Below are 16,431 nucleotides of genomic sequence, written 5' to 3' on the forward strand. Positions count from 1 at the left end.
CAGGAAAGCTTTCCTGAAATGGTGCGCCTCAAATCCCGCATCGATGAGCTGAACCGGCAGATATCTTCCGAAGCCGGTCGCTCTGTCGCGGCCCTGCGCGCGGAATATGAAGCCGCGCTGGCAGAGGAAAAATCGCTGCGTACCCGCGTCAATCAGCTCAGCTCTGCCGCGCTGAGCGAGCGCGGGGAATCCATTCAATATAATATCCTGCAACGCGAATTCGATACCAAGCGGGCCTTGTACGATGCGCTGATGGGCCGATACAACGAGATGAGCGTTGCCGCAGGTGTGGGTGCCGCGCAGGCGGCGATCGTGGATAGCGGGCAGGTTTCCGCGCAGCCCTATTCCCCCAACACCATCCTCAACGCGATCATTGGCATGTTGGCGGGCCTGCTGCTGGGCGCCATCGCGGCCATCGTGTGGGATCGCTTCACCAACACCATCAAGACCAAGGAAGACGTAAAGCAGAAGCTGAAGCTGACGGCTTTCGGGGCGATCCCGAAGAAGGACAAGAAGGTGGAGCTGAGCGACGAGCTGGCCGATCCGCATTCAGAGATCTACGAAGCCTATGCCCACCTGCGATCGACCTTGCAGCTTTCAACGATTGGCGGCTTCCCCAAGACGCTGCTTGTAACCAGCGCGAACCCCGAAGAGGGCAAGTCCACCACCAGTTACAGCCTGGCCGTGCAACTGGCGACGGTGGGCAAGCGCGTGCTGCTGATCGATGCGGACATGCGCAAACCCACATTCTCGGTCGATCAGTACCCCGATATCGGCCTTTCCAGCCTGCTGACGATCAGCGGCGTGCCCCGCGACCATATTCTGCAAACATCACAGCCCGGCCTGTTCCTGATGCCAAGCGGGCCGCATCCGGCCAATCCGGCAGACATTCTCGTGCCATCCCGGCTGAAGGGGATACTGACGGATCTGGCGCCGCATTTCGACATGATCGTGATCGATGCACCGCCTACGCTTGGCTTTGCCGATGCAATGCTGCTGGGTTCGGTTTGCGAAGGCACGCTGTTCGCCGTGGAAAGCGGCAAGACGCGGACGCGCGCCGCGCTGACGGCGGTCAATCAGTTACAAATGTCCGGTGTACGGCTGCTGGGCGCGGTGCTGACGAAGGCGGCGGTTTCAGCCGAGGAATACAGCTACAGCTATCGTTATTACCGACAGGCGGTGGCGGACAACAATCCGCGCCGCGCGCTGATAGAGGCGCTGTCCGATCGCGACGATCCGGACGGTGATTGGCACAAGGCTGACCTCTAGGGCCGATCTCTGTGGCCGACCTGTAACTCCCAACCCAAAGGCTGGGCGCAAACCTAGCCCGGCTGGTCGATGATGATCGTGGCGCTGGCTGCTTTTGGATCGCGCATGGTGCCGCGACGCCCGATTTCGCTCACCTTGCCATCTTTGATCGTCAGCACCCGGTCCGCCAGTGCCAGCATCGCGCGCCGATGCGATACGATGATGGTGGTGCAGCCGATCTGGCCCAGGCGATGCGCCTCAACGAAGGCGGCCTCGTCCTCCGGTGTGAAATGCGATGTCGCTTCATCCAGCACCAGTATGGATGGCTCTGCCAGCAGCGCGCGGGCGATTGCCAGACGCTGGCGCTGACTGCCGGACAGGGCTACGCCGCGATTCCCGATCTGCGTGCGGTATCCGTTGGGAAGCTGCATGATAAAGTCATGCGCCTGCGCCAGCTTGCAGGCACGCTGCACATCCGCTTGGGAAAAGCCGGACTGCCGCATCGTCAGATTATCGAGGACAGTGCCGTCCTGAAGCAGGGGATGCTGCGGCACATAGCCGATCTGACGCCGCAATTGCTGCAAATTCATCTGCGCGATGTCGCATCCGTCGATCTTGATGCGGCCATTACGCGGCTGATACAGTGCCAGCAGCAGGGCAAGGATCGTGCTTTTCCCGGCTCCATTCTCGCCCGCCAGCACCACGGTTTCGCCAGCCTCTATATCGAATTGCGCCCCGCGCAGCACCTCTTGCTGACCGGGATAGCCGAACCACACATTGCTGAAACTGATCCAGCCGGCGCACGAAGTTTCCAGCAAAGGCATGGCATATCCCGGCTCCGCTGCCTTGGCCAGAACGTGGTTCAGCCGCTCCAGCGATCCCCTGGCCATGCTGACCCGGCCCATGAAGCGCGATGATGTATGCATCGCATAAACCAGCAGCCCGACATACAGCACGAAGGTAAAGAACGCAGCCGGGTTCGCCTGCCCAATGCCCAGCCGCTGATGCGCCAACAGCAGGAGGAACAGGCTGCCCAGCCCGGCGATCAGCATGATTGCAGGGGTCAGGACGGCGATGACCTTGCGCCGGCGCAGCTTCAGGCGGCGCAGCTTCTCGATCACCTGGCGATAGCCGACAAGGGCGCTGTCTTCACTGGCGAAAGCCTTGGCCGCGGGAAGCATTTCCAGATTGCTCTCGGCTGCGGCGAACACCTCCGCCTCGGCGATCTGGATCTTGATGGAAAGCCCCCTAAGCTCACGCCCGATCAGCCTTTGCAGCATAAAGCACATGGGCAGCAGCACCATCGCCAGCAATGCCATCGCCTGATCGATCTGGAACAATGCCACCGCAGCACCGATGCCCGCCAGCAGCGCGGTGGGCGTGGCGGCGAGAAAGCGCGTCAGCAAGATGCCGAAAAGAGAGAATTCCGAGGTTAGCAGGGCCAGCAGATCACCCTGCTGCTTACGGTCGAGATAGGCCATGGGCAGGCGCTGCACATGGGCAAAGATATCGCCCTTGAACGCAGCTTCTATTCTAGTGCCAACGGCGGCGCTGGTTATCGCGCAGGCCATTTGCATGATGGCAAGAACGCATAGTCCCCCGGTCAGAAGCAGTGCGCTGGACAGGGCATTGCTGCCGTCTCCTGCCTGCGCCGCGCCCAGCAGTTCACCGAGCAACTGGCCAGTGATCCACGGCAGGGACAGTAAGGCGGCGGCGCAGGCCAGCGACAGGAATGCGACCAGCAGAAGCGACCCTCGATAGGGCCGCGCATAGGTCAGCAGCGCTTTGAATCCCATCGTAAGTCCCGCCAATACCCAGGCCAGGGCGCAAGGACTGCGCCGTGCCCGGTGATCTTGCGCCAGACTCAAGCAGATGATGATGGGGCGATCAAGCCGCGGGATTAATTATGGCGGGCCAATCCTCGGTTTAGAGGGCGACCAAAGTGGAGCGGGCTAGGCCACCATCTTCTGCGCAGTTTGCGCCACCTTTTCCGGGCGAACCGGTTTTCCGAGGAAGCAGGAATCCTTCAAATCCGGATGGCTGGCCTGCAGATCGCTGTATCCGGTCAGAAAGCAGAAGGGCACGCCATCGCGTTTCAGACGGGCGGCAAAGTCATAGGAATTCGTGCCATTGCCCAGGTTGATATCAAGGAAAGCTGCATCGGGGCGGTTTAGCGCGACATGCGCGTCAGCTTCCTCAACAGTGCAGAACGGGCCTGCAATCGCAAACCCTTCCGATTCCAGATGCTCTGCCAGGGCCAAGGCGACCATGAACTCGTCATCAAGCAATAATATGGTGGGGCTTGCGGTCATTATGCCGAGGGTCCGGCATCACTGCGCGACTGGAGCGGGAAAGATACCGTCCATTCAATGCCATCTTCGTTGAATGCCAAGTTTGCCCCCCCTTGAAGATCCGGACCGATAATCTTCTCCAACAACAATGATCCAAAACCGGTCTGGTTCCGCTCCGGCTCGCTTACCGGCGGGCCACCGTGTTCCTTCCATGTCATCACGACGGTGCTGCCATCCTCGACCTGCGTTGTCAGCGTGACCGTGCCCTTCTCGTTCGTCAGCGCACCGTGCTTTGCGGCATTGGTGGCAAGTTCGTGGAAGGCCAGCGTGAGTGAAAGCATTTGCTTGGATGTCAGAAGCGGATCATCGCCTTCCAGCCTTATGCGGCTGGATTCGTCTTCAATATAGGGCTCTATTTCCGACTTCAGCATCTGGCTGACGCGCGCGCCCTTCCAGTCTTCTGCAGTCAATAGATCATGCGTACGTGAAATGGCCTGCAGGCGATCGCGCAGGGTGGCGATGAAGCCTTCCAGATCGGTGGCCCGCCGGGATGAAAACTGCACGATGGCCAATGTGGTTGCCATTGAGTTTTTCACGCGGTGCTGCAGTTCGTGCAACAACAGATATTGCTGTTCCTGCGCCTCCTTGCGCGTGGTGATATCCTGCACCGTACCGAGGAAGGAGATCACCTTTCCAACATCGTCCATGCGCGGGCGGCCGTGAGCGGCTATCCAGCGCATCTCGCCATCGGCGCGGCAGACGCGGCATTCGAATTCCCAGTCCTCCCGCGCGCTGGCCGCCTTGTCGAAGGCATCCCGCACCAAGGCGCGATCATCGTCCAGAACATGATCCAGGAAGATATGCAGGTTCCATTCCTCGATCTTTTTGTCATATCCGAAGATCCTGTCATGCAGGAGCGAGGTTTCCGCGTTCTTATCATCGAGGCACAGCTCCCACGCGCCCAGTTCGCTGGTTTCCAGCGCGAAGTTCAGCCTGGCTTCGCTTTCCTCCAGATCGCGCTGCAGGGTCTTCTGCTCGGTGACTTCTGTAACGCAGCAGCCCACGGCGAAAACCTCGCCCTCTGCGCTCAGGACGGGGAAATAGTCGACCACCCAATCCCGCTCTATATCGGGTTGCGCAGGTGTGGTGCCATGCAATTGAATACCCAGCGCCGGCTTGCCAGTGGCGAGCACCTGCTTCTGGATATCGCGAATATCCTCGTCGATTTCGGGGAGGAGTTCGCCCTGCTTCTTGCCGATATGATCGGCGACCGGGAAACCGTTGATCTGTGCCAGCCGATCATTGATGCGCAGCCAGCGCAGATCCCTGTCCACCAGGCACAGGCCCACGGGCGTCGTGCGGTAAAGGGTTTCCAGCTCTGCATATTGCTTGGCCAGCATCTCGGCATTCTCGGCGATCTGCCTTTCGAACCGCTTGCGTTCGGTAATGTCGAAAAAGGTCAGTACGCAGCCATCGATCCGGTCGTCGGTACGACGATAGGGGCGGATGCGCATGAGGAATGTTTCCTCGGTCGCCTCTATCCGCACTTCGCGTTCCAACGGTTGCAGGGTTTCGGTAACCCGTGCGGCGTCTGCCTCCAGGTCATCATAGCTGACCTGCCATTTCAATTCGTTGATATTACGGCCGATATCCCGCTCCCGCACGCCGAACAGCCGCCGCGATGCCGGGGTATAGCGGCGCAGCTTCAGGTGCTGATCAAGGAAAACCGTTGCGATATCGGTGCTGTCGAAAAGGTTTTTCAAATCCGAATTGACGGCCAGCAACTGCCGGTTATTTTCGCTCAACTCGGCGTTGACGGTTTCCAGTTCCTCGTTGATCGATTGCAATTCCTCGCGCGAGGTTTCCAGCTCCTCGTTCGAGCTTTGCAGCTCCTCGTTCATCGACAACAGCTCTTCGTTGGAGCTTTTCAGTTCCTGTTCGGTCGTCTCGTAACTGGCCATGGTGCTGGACAATTGCTGTCGCACCGTGGTCAATTCGCGTTCGATCCAGTCGCGCTCCTCGTCACTGCGATCCGCGCTCGATCCTGTCAGTTTGGACGCATCCTGCATGCGCACAGGTTGCAGCGTGACCAGCAGGCTTCCTTCCGCAAAGGGCAGGGGCCGCGCCTCTACATCCACCACTTCCGGGTCGCCATCGGCTGACAGAACGACGTTGGGGGTGCAGCAAACCCGGCCCAGCTGCCGCGCCTCTGTAATCGTGTTGCGAACCGGCAAGCGCAGGTCGCGCATCAGGAACTGTTCGATCGCGGATGATGGCTGGCCCTGATTGGGGCTGATGTACCGGCTCATCGGTTCGGACAGATAGCTGATCTCGTCACTGGAGTTGATCACGGCAAAGGGTGCCGCGCTTTGCCGTGCGAAAAAGGTCAGCACCTGGTTTTCAAAACTGTGATCCAGCGTCACGGGCTGGGTTGGCGAAGGGGTTGCGGCCCTTCCCAGTCGCCGTTCGCGCCGCGTGCCGCCCATGGCCGACATCGGCAGCGAAGAAAACGCCGCGGGCTCCGCATCGTTGCGTTTGAAGAGCCGCGCTTCGCGATCGATGGTGTGGAAGAAGCGTTCCTGTTTTCCCAGCGATTCCGATGGGCCGATGAACAGGAAGCCGCCCTGTTTCAGCGCATAGTGGAAGCGCGGGAAGATCGTTTGCTGCACATCGGCGTTCAGATAGATCAGCAGGTTGCGACAGGATATCAGGTCCAGTCGGGAGAACGGCGGATCCTGCAGCAAATTATGCGGGGCAAAGATGCAGCGTTCGCGAAGCAGCGGCTTCACCTGGAATGCGCCGTCTTCCCCTGTAAAAAAGCGGTCGCGCCGCTCTGGCGAAATTTCCGCCACCTGGCTTGCGGGATATATCCCCTCCCGCGCATGGCGCAGCGCGGATGCATCGATATCCGTGCCGAAGATCTGCCACTGCCGATTGTCGCCAGTGGCTTCCATCGCTTCGGACAGCAGCATCGCGATCGTATAGGCTTCCTCCCCCGTTGAACAGCCGGGAACCCAGATGCGGAAGGCATCCTGGTCCCCGTCCAGCAGCGGCAGGATCGCCTCCTGGTTCAGCTTTGCAAAAGCCTCTTCATCGCGGAAGAAGCGGGTGACCCCGATCAGGAAATCCTGCAGCAGCAGGCCGCGCTCCTGCGGATCGTCGCGCAGCCGCTTCTTGAAATCACTCACGCTGACATCGCGTGTCACCATCATGCGGCGTTCTATGCGGCGGATCAGCGTGCCGGGCTTGTATTCGCTGAAATCCAGCCCGTCCTCATCATCCATCGCTTCCAGGATTTCGGGCAGACTGTCCGCAATATCCTCCCGAAGCTTGGCAGTGCCATCCACCGTCAGCACCTGATCGCGGTGGCGCACGATATCGATCAGGCGTTCGGGAATGCGGCGCGGCGGCAGGGTGAAATCAACGAGGCCCGTGGCCGCCGCACTATCCGGCATTCCGGGGAATTGCGCGCTGTCGCTTTTCTGCACGATGGCAAATCCGCCCGCCGCCTTCACCGCACGAACGCCCAGCGTGCCGTCGGTGCCGGTGCCGGACAGGATAACGGCAAAGGCCTGCGCGCCCTTGTCTTCCGCCAGCGATTCCAGGAACTTGTCTATCGGGGTGCGCAGGGCCTGTGACGGATCGCGATCATGCAGGTACAGTATGTCGTGCTGGGTCGTTACCCACGGGCCGGACGGCAGCACATAGATGGTGTCTGCCTGCGCCCTCATGCCATCTTCGATTTTCTTGATCGGCAGCTGGGTATGATTGGCCAGCAGCTGATCCATCATGGAGACGTGATCGGGCGAGAGATGCTGCACGATGACATAGGCGATGCCGCTGTTCGACGGAATCGCGCCCACCAGCTCGTTCAAAGCCTCCAGCCCGCCGGCAGATGCGCCTATGCCGACGATGGGAAGCCCGAGGTTCGCGTCTTCGTCGGATTCGCTCATAAACGTCCTAAAAAGCTGCCTGATGCAAGTTAAAGCAGGGCAAGGTCAGCAAAGTTCCGCAAAGTTCCGCTGAAAAAATCCGCCGAGTGCAAAATAATGGCGCCAGCGCGTGTATGTAATGGCGAAATCGTATCCCTGACGGACATCTATGTCGATACCGCATTACGACTGATGTCGTTCGCAGCCAGCCCGAAGCGACTTCGCCCTATTCGGCAGGCGTCACCATCGCCAGCAGGGCGAAACTGGCCAGCCAGTGAGAGCCCATGTAGTCACCATCCACCGCCTCTATCGAAGACGCAAAATGCCTTTCGGCGGATGCGCGCAGCCGCGCCGCGCGGGCATCATCGCCAAGGGCGCTGGCGATGGCGCGTAATGCCCATGCGCGGCTAAGGTTGAGCCCGTCCAGATGCGCCATCTTGCCGTCGCTGGGATCGGTTACGCGCACAGGGTTGCAGGCATCGTCCAGCCAGCCGCCTTCGGGCAGCACGCGGCCAAACCATGCCACGAAATCGTGCAGCGGCAATATGCGCTGCATCAGCAGGCTGACCGACAATATCGGCGAGAGGAACGAGTCCCCGCCAATGTCCCACCCGCTATATTCCGGCAGATCACGGAAATGGGCGATGGCGTAATCCGTGATCAGCTCGCGCAGGTCAGGATCGAAAACGCCCGCCCATTCCCGCGACAGGGTGAGCGCGAAGGCGGTGTTGAAATGCGTGCCGGTGGTGATCGGATGGGCCAGGCGCGGCAGGTAATCGTGAAAACCGGCGGCGAAATGGCGGGCCAGCGGCTCCAGCATGCTGGCCCATTCGCGGGCTTCATGGCGGCTGGCCTCCAAATGGAGATAGAGCAGCCAGGCCCAGCCATAGGGCCGCTCAAACCCGCGCGATTCCGGGCGCTGCGCATAGGCGAGTTCGGCAGCCAGCTTGTCAGCCGTGAAAGTCTCATTTGCCAGCGCATCGATTTGCGCAGCTTCCGGCATATCGGGGTGAAGGCGGCGCAGGGTCAGCAGCGTCCACCAGCTATGCACGCAGCTGTGCCAGTCGAAACTGCCGTAAAAGGCGGGGTGCAGTTCGCGCGGCGTCTGCGCATCGCCATCGCTGGCCATTACGTGATCCAGCTTGTTGGGATATTCCTGCCCCACATGGCCCAGCGCGGTGCGGGCAAAGCGGCGGGCGGCTGCCTCGTCCAGATGCCTCATGACGCGCTGCCATAGGCGCCGCCACCCGGCGTGCGGATCACGATCACGTCGCCCGGTTTCATGTCGGCAGCGCCCGTGGCGCCAAGGTTCAGCTGCGAGCCATCCTCGCGCATCACCAGCGTTTCACCGGGCAGGGCATCGCCGCCGCCTGCAATGCCGCGCGGTGCCACTGTGCGGCGATTGGCGAGAATTTGCGCCTGCATCGGTTGCAGGAAACGGATGACCCGCTCCACCCCTTCGCCGCCATGCCATTTTCCTTTCCCGCCAGAGCCGCTGCGAATGGCGAACCGCTCCACCTGCACGGGCAGGCGGGTTTCCAGCACCTCTGGATCGGTGAGGCGAGAATTGGTCATGTTGGTTTGAACAGCATCAGTGCCGTGGTGGCCGTCTCCCGCACCGGAGCCACCGGCGATCGTCTCGTAATATTGCCGCGTCTCGTCACCGAAAGTGAAGTTGTTCATCGTGCCTTGCGCCGGGGCCAGCGCGCCCAGCGCGGCGAAAATGGCATCGGTCACGACCTGGCTCGTCTCCACATTGCCCGCCACCACTGCGGCAGGCGGCTGGGGTGCCAGCATGGAGCCTTCGGGCACCACGATCTCTACCGGGCGCAAACAGCCATCGTTTAGCGGAATATCGTCGTCGATCAGGCAACGCAGGCAATACAGCACCGCGGCGCGCGTGATCGCGGCGGGCGCGTTGAAATTATTGCCAAGCTGGTCACTCGTGCCGGTGAAATCGAAGCGCGCCGTTTGCGCCTCTGCATCAATGTCGACTGACACGGAAACCTCCGCGCCATTGTCCATCGCATAGGTGAAGCTACCCGGCTTCAAGCATTGCACTAGCGTCCGCACGGCGGCCTCCCCATGATCCAGCGCGTGGCCCATATAGGCGTTCAGAACGTCGCGCCCATGCTCCTCTGCCGCATCGCCCAGCAGGTCTGACCCGCGGGCACAGGCGGCCAGTTGCGCCTTCAGGTCCGAAATATTGCGATCGGGGTTGCGGGCCGGGTATGCGCCAGCGGTCAGGGCCGCGCGCAGTTCCGCCTCGCAAAAGCGCCCCTCGTCCACCAGCAGCACATCGTCGAGGCGAATGCCTTCCTGCTCTATACTGGTGCTGTCCGGCGGCATGGAGCCGGGTGCGGTGCCGCCGATATCGGCATGGTGCCCGCGCGCCGCGACGAAGGCATCGGGCTGCGCGCTTTCGGCAGAAAGGAATGTCGGCACGATCACCGTCACATCGGGCAGGTGGGTGCCCCCGGCGTAGGGATCGTTGAGACAGTAAGCATCGCCGCGCCTTATGCCGCGCTCGCTGCCAGCGCGATTGTCCACGATGCGGCGGATGCTGGCGGACATGGAGCCCAGATGCACCGGGATGTGCGGCGCATTGGCGATCAGCGCACCTTCGCCATCGAATAGCGCGCAGGAGAAATCCAGCCGCTCCTTGATGTTCACGCTGCTGGCCGTGCTTTCCAGCACCACGCCCATCTCCTCCGCCACGGCCATGAACATGTTGTTGAAGATGGCGAGGCGGATGGGGTCGACATCAGTTCCCGCAGCCTGCGCATGTTCGCGCGGCGCGATGCGGGTGAGGATCAGCGATCCTTCCTCGGCCAGCGTGGCACGCCAGCCCGCCTCCACGATGGTGGTGGAACCTGTATCGGGGATCATCGCCGGGCCATCCAGATGGTCTCCGGGTGTCAGCGATCCGCGCTGCTGCACAGCGCTCTGCGTCGCCAGCCCGCCGCTGGTGCCGCGCCCCTCCACGCTCAGCGCTTCCAGCACGATGGGTGCATCCTCGTCAGACCAGCCGAAGCGGCGGCGGTGTTCTTCGCGGAAACGCGCGTCGGCATCATCGCCCAATGGCAGGTCCAGCGTGGTGTCGCTGCCCTCGAAACGCAGGCGCATGCGGGGGATGAGATCGACATGGTCCTCCGCAATGCCCTGCGCGATAAGATCTTGCCTCACCGTGTCTTGCAGGCTCGTCAGCGCTTGCGAATAATCCTGCGTCAGCGGGCGCACCACGCCTGCCTCTCGCATGGAAACCACCGGGGCAAGGCCGATGCCATAGGCGCTCAGCATGCCGGCCAGCGGGTGAACCAGCACGGTTTCGATGCCCAGTTCGTCCGCCACGCGGCAGGCGAATTGTCCGCCCGCGCCGCCAAAGCAGGCCAGCGCATGGGTGGTAACGTCATGGCCGCGTGCGGTGGAGATGGTGCGGATGGCGTTGGCCATCTCGTCCACGGCAAGGGTGAGGAAGCCTTCGGCCAGTTCCTCTGCGCTCATCGGTTCGGGAAGCTGCGCGATGATTGCGTCAATTCGCGCGCGCGATGCCGCGGGGTCCAGCGGTTGATCGCCTTCGGGGCCGAAGACCTTGGGAAACTGCGCGGGGTCGATCCGGCCCAGCACCAGGTTGCAATCGGTCACCGTCAGCGGGCCGCCCTTGCGATAGCAGGCGGGGCCGGGATCGGCGCCCGCGCTGGCCGGGCCAACGCGCAGGGATTGCCCGTCAAACCGGCATACAGAACCGCCGCCCGCCGCCACGGTGTGAACCTGCATCATGGGTGCGGCGATGCGGATGCCTGCCACCACGCTGTCTCCGGTACGCTCGTACTCGCCCGCATAGTGGCACACATCGGTGCTGGTGCCGCCCATGTCGAAGCCGATGAGCCGGTCATACCCCAGCGCCTGCGCCGTCTCCACCATGCCCACCACGCCGCCTGCCGGGCCGGACAGCACGGCATCCTTGCCGCGAAAAACGCGGGCATCGGCCAGCCCGCCGTTCGACTGCATGAAGCGCAGCGAGCCATGATCGGGCAGGCGCGCAGCGAGTTGATCGACATATTGGCGGATTACCGGCGACAGATAGGCATCCGCCACGCTGGTATCCCCGCGCGGCACCAGCTTGATAAGGGGGGACACCTCGTGACTGACGCTGACCTGGGTGAAGCCGATATCGCGGGCAATTGCGGCCAGCTTTGCCTCGTGTTCCTGATATTGCCAGCCGTGCATCAGCACGATGGCCAGCGCTTCGAAACCGTCGTCGCGCAGCGCCTGAAGATCGGCCCGCGCTGCATCCTCGTCCAGCGGCAGCAGCACCGTGCCATCGGCGCCCACGCGCTCTGCGATTTCGATGGTGCGGCTCTCCAGCCGTTCGGGCTTCACGATGTGGCGGGCGAAGATATCGGGCCGCGCCTGATTGCCGATCTTCAGCGCGTCTGCATGGCCCGCGGTGATGGCCAGCGCCACGCGTTCCCCCTGCCGTTCCAGCAGGGCATTGGTGGCAATGGTGGTGCCGATGCGCAGTTCGGCTATCGGCCCCGCGCCATGCTGCGCCATCAGCCGCCGCACGGCCTCGCTCGCCGCATCGGGATATTGTTCGGGATTGCTGGACAGCAGCTTTGCGGTGACGATTTCACCGGCGGGCGTCTGCGCCACGACATCGGTGAAAGTGCCGCCGCGATCAATGGCGAAGCGATAGGATGCGTTCATGCCAGCCTATCTAGGCGCGCTGCGCCCGCAAGCAAACGTCATCCATCTCGCAAGGCCTCGTCATAAATGGTGACGACGGGGAAATCGGGATTGCGGATCGTGCAGTCAATCAGGAACTGCTCCACGATATCGCGGCGGGGATCGGCTGCGGCGGGGCGGCGAAACAGCATCATCCTCCACATCACCAGCGGCATCAGCTCCACCACATATTTGCGCGCTTCGGGACGCAGCATGGTGTTGGAGAACGGCGCCACGGCAACGCCGCGTTCCAGCATGGCGCTCATCACATCATAATATTGCGAATGCCCCACGATCTTTCGCGGGCGAATACCGCTGCTTGCCAGCCAGGAACGCGAATCCCGCTCATGCTTGCTGCCCGCTGGCGGCAGCACGAATGGCAGTTCGCTCACTTCCTCGGCGGTAAGCGGAAGAGTCTTGCCCTTTGCGAGATCGCGGTGGCCGTAGATCCCGCCATCCACCAGCGCGAGCGATTTCAACTCGGCCGGTTCCTCATACCCGTCGCGAAGGTTGATCAGCGCAAAGTCGAACCCGCCTTTGCGCAGGATGCGCGCAATATCGGGCGTGGGGGGATGGGTTTCGAAATCCAGTTCTATCTGCGGGTAGGATGAAAAGAACCGATCCAGCTTCTGGCGGATATAGAAGTCGAACATGCCCTGGCCCACCAGCAGGCGCAGGGTGATCGGCCTCTCGATGTCTCCGCCGCTGCTCTTGTGCGCGGCCAGAACCTGCGCGGCGTGGGCAAAGTCCTCCAGATCCGTTTCGAACGCGCGCCCCTCCGGCGTCAGCACGGGTTTGCGGCCCGATTTCCTTTCGAACAGGGTGAGGCCAAGCTGTTCCTCCAGCACTTTCAGCTGGTTGCTGACGGATGCCTGCGAGATGCCCAGCTGTTCTGCACTTGTGCGAAAGCTGCTGGTCTCCGCCAGATGCGCGAAAATCTCCAGCTGGCGCAGTGTGAAAGGTAGACCTGAAATAATCACTCGCAACTAAAGCCATAATCGGCAGGTTATGGCAAGCTATCACATTGCGATGCGTTGCTTTTGCGCGCGCCGGGGCAGAAAATCGCTGCACAAAAATAAAAACCTTGAGGGAGGATATATGGTTTTGGGCAATGATGGCGCTCGTGCGCGTATCGTGAAGTACACCCTGGCAAGCGGAGCCAGCGCGCTGGCTCTGGCGCTTTCGGCAACCGCCACACTGGCGCAGGATGGCGCCGATCAGCAAGATGACCAGCCGATCATCGTTACAGGTTCGCGCATCCAGTCCGATGGTATGCAGGCCCCCGTTCCCGTCACCGTCGTCGGAGCGGAAGAGCTGGAGGCGCTGGCCCCCGGCGCGCTGATCAGCGGCGTTTCCGAGCTGCCGCAGTTCCTGGGTAATGAGACGCCCAACAGCGGCGGCGCCTATTTCTCCCGCTCCGGCTTTGGCACGCTGAACCTGCGCGGCCTTGGCATCAACCGCACGCTGACCTTGCTGAATGGCCGCCGCGTGCCGTCCAGCAGCGCCTTTGGCGGGGTGGATATCAACCTCTTCCCCGAAGCTGTGATCAGCTCTGTCGAAACCACCACCGGCGGCGCATCCGCGGCCTATGGGTCGGACGCCGTGGCAGGCGTGGTCAACTTCACCATCGACACCAACTTCACCGGGCTGGAACTGAGCGCACAGGCCGGCATCACCGATCGCGGCGATGGCGAGAATTACGAGATTTCCGGATCTTTCGGCACCGATTTTGCCGATGGGCGTGGCCAGCTGATCGTATCAGGCGGCTATTTCAAGCACGAGGGTATCTCCACCTACGAAGACCGTGACTGGTATCAGGCCGTCGGCACTTTCGGCAGCGGCACCAGCGACAACCCCTACCGCTTCGTGCCGAACACCGTTTCCGCCAATGCCAGCTTCGACGGGCGCATCTTCGCGCCCGGCACCGCGATCAACGGGCTGGAATTCAATCCCGATGGCAGCGTTGGCCCTTATCAACCCGGATCGGAAAGCCAGTTCCCCTTCGGCATTCCGCCTGCACGCACCGCAGGCGGCGGCAATGATGACCTGGGCGCGGAACTGCCCACGATCTATCCCGATCTGGAGCGGTACTCGGCCTTCGTCTATGGCGATTTCGAAATCAGCGACAGCTTCAAGGTTTTCGGCCAGTACATCTTCGGTCGTACCGAGCTGTTCCAGTACAATGTCATCCAGTCCAGCTTTGGCGGCACGCCAACCGCTCTTACCATCTTCCAGGATAACGCTTTCCTGCCGGATGACCTGCGGCAGACGATGATCGCCAACAATATCGACAGCTTCTCGCTGCGCCGTCGCGGCACGCTGAACGATGTGGGCGGCAACAGCCTGGACGATACCTTCACCCAGCATATCGGCACGGTCGGTTTTGAGTGGGATCTGGATACGGGCGGTTTCATGGATGGCTGGTCCGTCGACGGGTTCTACCAATATGGCCAGACGGAGCGCGAGTGGGGCCAGTTCGGCCTGCGGGTGGACCGCGTGTTCGCCGCGATCGATGCGGTGGATGATGGCACTGGCAACATCGTGTGCCGCACCTCGCTGTTTGGCGATGCCTTTCCGGGGTGTCAGCCGCTCAACCTGTTTGGCGAGGGCAATGCCTCGGCAGAGGCGGTGGATTACGTCACCGGGTTCGAGGCGGGCCAGAACATCAGCACGCCGCTGTTCTTTGCCGACGATGGCTTCGCCAGCGGGCGCAGCTATGACTACACCACTTCCGATCGCAAGCTGAACATCACCACCTTCGAACAGCAATTTGCCGAAATTTCCGCCGCGGGTGATATCGTGGACCTGTGGGCCGGGCCGATCGCCGGTGCATTCGGTGCATCCTACCGTCGGGATGAGGTGCTGCAGATCGTGCAGGACGTGACCAATCCGGCATCCAATTTCAGCAATCCAGATCCGCGCCCGGTCCTGTGTTCCGGCGCCGCGCCGGGCCTTCGCGGGGTGAGCGTGCCGGACTGTCTGAACACGGTCGGCGTGCAATATTCCAAGGTTTCCAACATCAAGGGCTCCTCCACCGTGTGGGAGGGTTTTGGCGAGGTGCTGCTGCCGCTGTACGACAGCGATAACTTCGGCCTCTTCGCCAACGCCGCCGTGCGATACGCGGATTATTCGGGATCGGGTGGGGTCTGGGCCTACAAGGGCGGCCTGGAAGCCGAGTTCGGCGATTTCCGCCTGCGCGGCACCTATTCGCGGGACGTTCGCGCGGGTAACCTGTCGGAGCGGTTCGATCGCACCGGCGGCTCTGCCACGATTACCGACGTGCGCGATGGCCAGACGGTAACGGTCACCATCTTCTCCGGCGGTAACCCGGCGGTGCAACCTGAGGAGGCCGATACCTACACCATCGGCGCGGTGTACCAGCCCAGCTTCGTGCCCGGCCTGTCACTGTCGCTGGATTATTACGACATCACCATCGATGGGGCCATCGGCCAGGTGGGCACGCAGGGCATCGTCAGCGGCTGCTTCAACGACAATGTGCAGTCCTTCTGTGATCTGATCACTGTGAACCCGAACACCGATGCGCTGGTGCTGGTGGGCGATATCTTCATCAATATCGATACTGCCACGGCGCGCGGCCTGGATTTCGAAGGCAGCTACGACACCGATGTATCGCTGTTCGGCGGGGACGAATCGCTCAATGCGCGGCTGTTCTCCGCATGGCTGTTCGAACGCACCGAAACCAATGGCGGGCAGACCTTCGATCTTGCTGGGCAGACCGGTGCACGGCAGATTTCCGGCACTTATGAAAGCCTGCCGGACTTCCGCGTGACGGCCAGCCTTGGCTATCGCAACGGCGGCCTCTCCACGCGGGTTGGCGTGCGCCACCTTGGTGAAGGCATCCAGGACGTGTGCGGATTGCAGGACGATGCCTATTGCCCGGCGGGCCAGCAGGTCTTCATCGAAGACAACAAGGTGGATGCGGTGACCTATGTCGACCTTCGACTGGGTTACGATTTCGAACTGGGCGATAGCGAGCTGGAAGTGTTCGGCACGGTTACCAACCTGTTCGATCAGGATCCGCCGCTGACGCCGTCCTACAGCCCGTTCCTCGGCTATTCGACGCAGCAAAACCCGGCCATCTATGACATTCTTGGCCGTCGCTATACGGTGGGCGTCAAACTGAAGATGTAGGCGGCTCACCACCGGGTTGCGGGGCCGGCTTACCTCCCTGGCGAACGGCCCCGCAGCTTTAAATTAGGATCGAATTGAAA

At 61.8% G+C, this 16,431-nt stretch carries 8 protein-coding genes; 2 read left to right on the forward strand and 6 right to left on the reverse strand.

Annotated features, from left to right (window positions below):
* Nucleotides 1-18 precede the first annotated feature (18 nt).
* Entirely contained in the window at nucleotides 19-1,269 is a 1,251-nt protein-coding gene (locus tag GRF63_RS13635; RefSeq protein WP_160486597.1) for a tyrosine-protein kinase domain-containing protein, read from the forward strand.
* Between the two features lie 53 nt (nucleotides 1,270-1,322).
* Here the strand turns inward: GRF63_RS13635 and GRF63_RS13640 are convergent, their stop codons facing one another.
* The 6 genes from GRF63_RS13640 to GRF63_RS13665 all read right to left on the reverse strand — a co-directional run bounded on the left by GRF63_RS13640 (nucleotide 1,323) and on the right by GRF63_RS13665 (nucleotide 13,179).
* Complete coding sequence (locus GRF63_RS13640; RefSeq protein ID WP_160486598.1) at nucleotides 1,323-3,044, reverse strand: ABC transporter ATP-binding protein; 1,722 nt, start codon at nucleotides 3,042-3,044, stop codon at nucleotides 1,323-1,325.
* A gap of 156 nt (nucleotides 3,045-3,200) precedes the next feature.
* Nucleotides 3,201-3,560 carry a response regulator gene (locus tag GRF63_RS13645; RefSeq protein ID WP_160486599.1) on the reverse strand — a complete coding sequence of 120 codons (360 nt, stop codon included), beginning with the start codon at nucleotides 3,558-3,560 and terminating at the stop codon, nucleotides 3,201-3,203.
* Nucleotides 3,560-7,492, reverse strand: coding sequence for a CheR family methyltransferase (locus tag GRF63_RS13650; protein WP_160486600.1), 3,933 nt, complete (start codon nucleotides 7,490-7,492; stop codon nucleotides 3,560-3,562). The genes GRF63_RS13645 and GRF63_RS13650 overlap by 1 nt, the downstream gene beginning before the upstream one ends.
* A 205-nt stretch (nucleotides 7,493-7,697) precedes the next feature.
* Nucleotides 7,698-8,693, reverse strand: a complete 996-nt coding sequence (locus tag GRF63_RS13655) for a DUF2891 domain-containing protein (protein WP_160486601.1) — start codon at nucleotides 8,691-8,693, stop codon at nucleotides 7,698-7,700.
* Nucleotides 8,690-12,181: a hydantoinase B/oxoprolinase family protein gene (locus GRF63_RS13660; RefSeq protein ID WP_160486602.1), complete on the reverse strand. Its 3,492-nt coding sequence runs from the start codon at nucleotides 12,179-12,181 to the stop codon at nucleotides 8,690-8,692. Before GRF63_RS13660 ends, GRF63_RS13655 begins: the two co-directional genes overlap by 4 nt.
* 38 nt (nucleotides 12,182-12,219) lie before the next feature.
* Nucleotides 12,220-13,179, reverse strand: coding sequence for a LysR family transcriptional regulator (locus GRF63_RS13665; RefSeq protein ID WP_160486603.1), 960 nt, complete (start codon nucleotides 13,177-13,179; stop codon nucleotides 12,220-12,222).
* Nucleotides 13,180-13,297: 118 nt separating this feature from the next.
* On the opposite strand from GRF63_RS13665, the gene GRF63_RS13670 reads away from it, so the two are divergent.
* Nucleotides 13,298-16,351: a TonB-dependent receptor domain-containing protein gene (locus tag GRF63_RS13670; RefSeq protein ID WP_160486604.1), complete on the forward strand. Its 3,054-nt coding sequence runs from the start codon at nucleotides 13,298-13,300 to the stop codon at nucleotides 16,349-16,351.
* Nucleotides 16,352-16,431 lie beyond the last annotated feature (80 nt).

The organism is Aurantiacibacter rhizosphaerae (genome assembly GCF_009807005.1).
GTDB lineage: Bacteria > Pseudomonadota > Alphaproteobacteria > Sphingomonadales > Sphingomonadaceae > Alteraurantiacibacter > Alteraurantiacibacter rhizosphaerae.

Coding starts and splice junctions, on each gene's coding strand:
- GRF63_RS13635 (WP_160486597.1), top strand. CDS start 19: ATGGTGCGCCTCAAATCCCGCATCGATGAGCTGAACCGGCAGATATCT.
- GRF63_RS13640 (WP_160486598.1), bottom strand. CDS start 3,044: ATGGGATTCAAAGCGCTGCTGACCTATGCGCGGCCCTATCGAGGGTCG.
- GRF63_RS13645 (WP_160486599.1), bottom strand. CDS start 3,560: ATGACCGCAAGCCCCACCATATTATTGCTTGATGACGAGTTCATGGTC.
- GRF63_RS13650 (WP_160486600.1), bottom strand. CDS start 7,492: ATGAGCGAATCCGACGAAGACGCGAACCTCGGGCTTCCCATCGTCGGC.
- GRF63_RS13655 (WP_160486601.1), bottom strand. CDS start 8,693: ATGAGGCATCTGGACGAGGCAGCCGCCCGCCGCTTTGCCCGCACCGCG.
- GRF63_RS13660 (WP_160486602.1), bottom strand. CDS start 12,181: ATGAACGCATCCTATCGCTTCGCCATTGATCGCGGCGGCACTTTCACC.
- GRF63_RS13670 (WP_160486604.1), top strand. CDS start 13,298: ATGGTTTTGGGCAATGATGGCGCTCGTGCGCGTATCGTGAAGTACACC.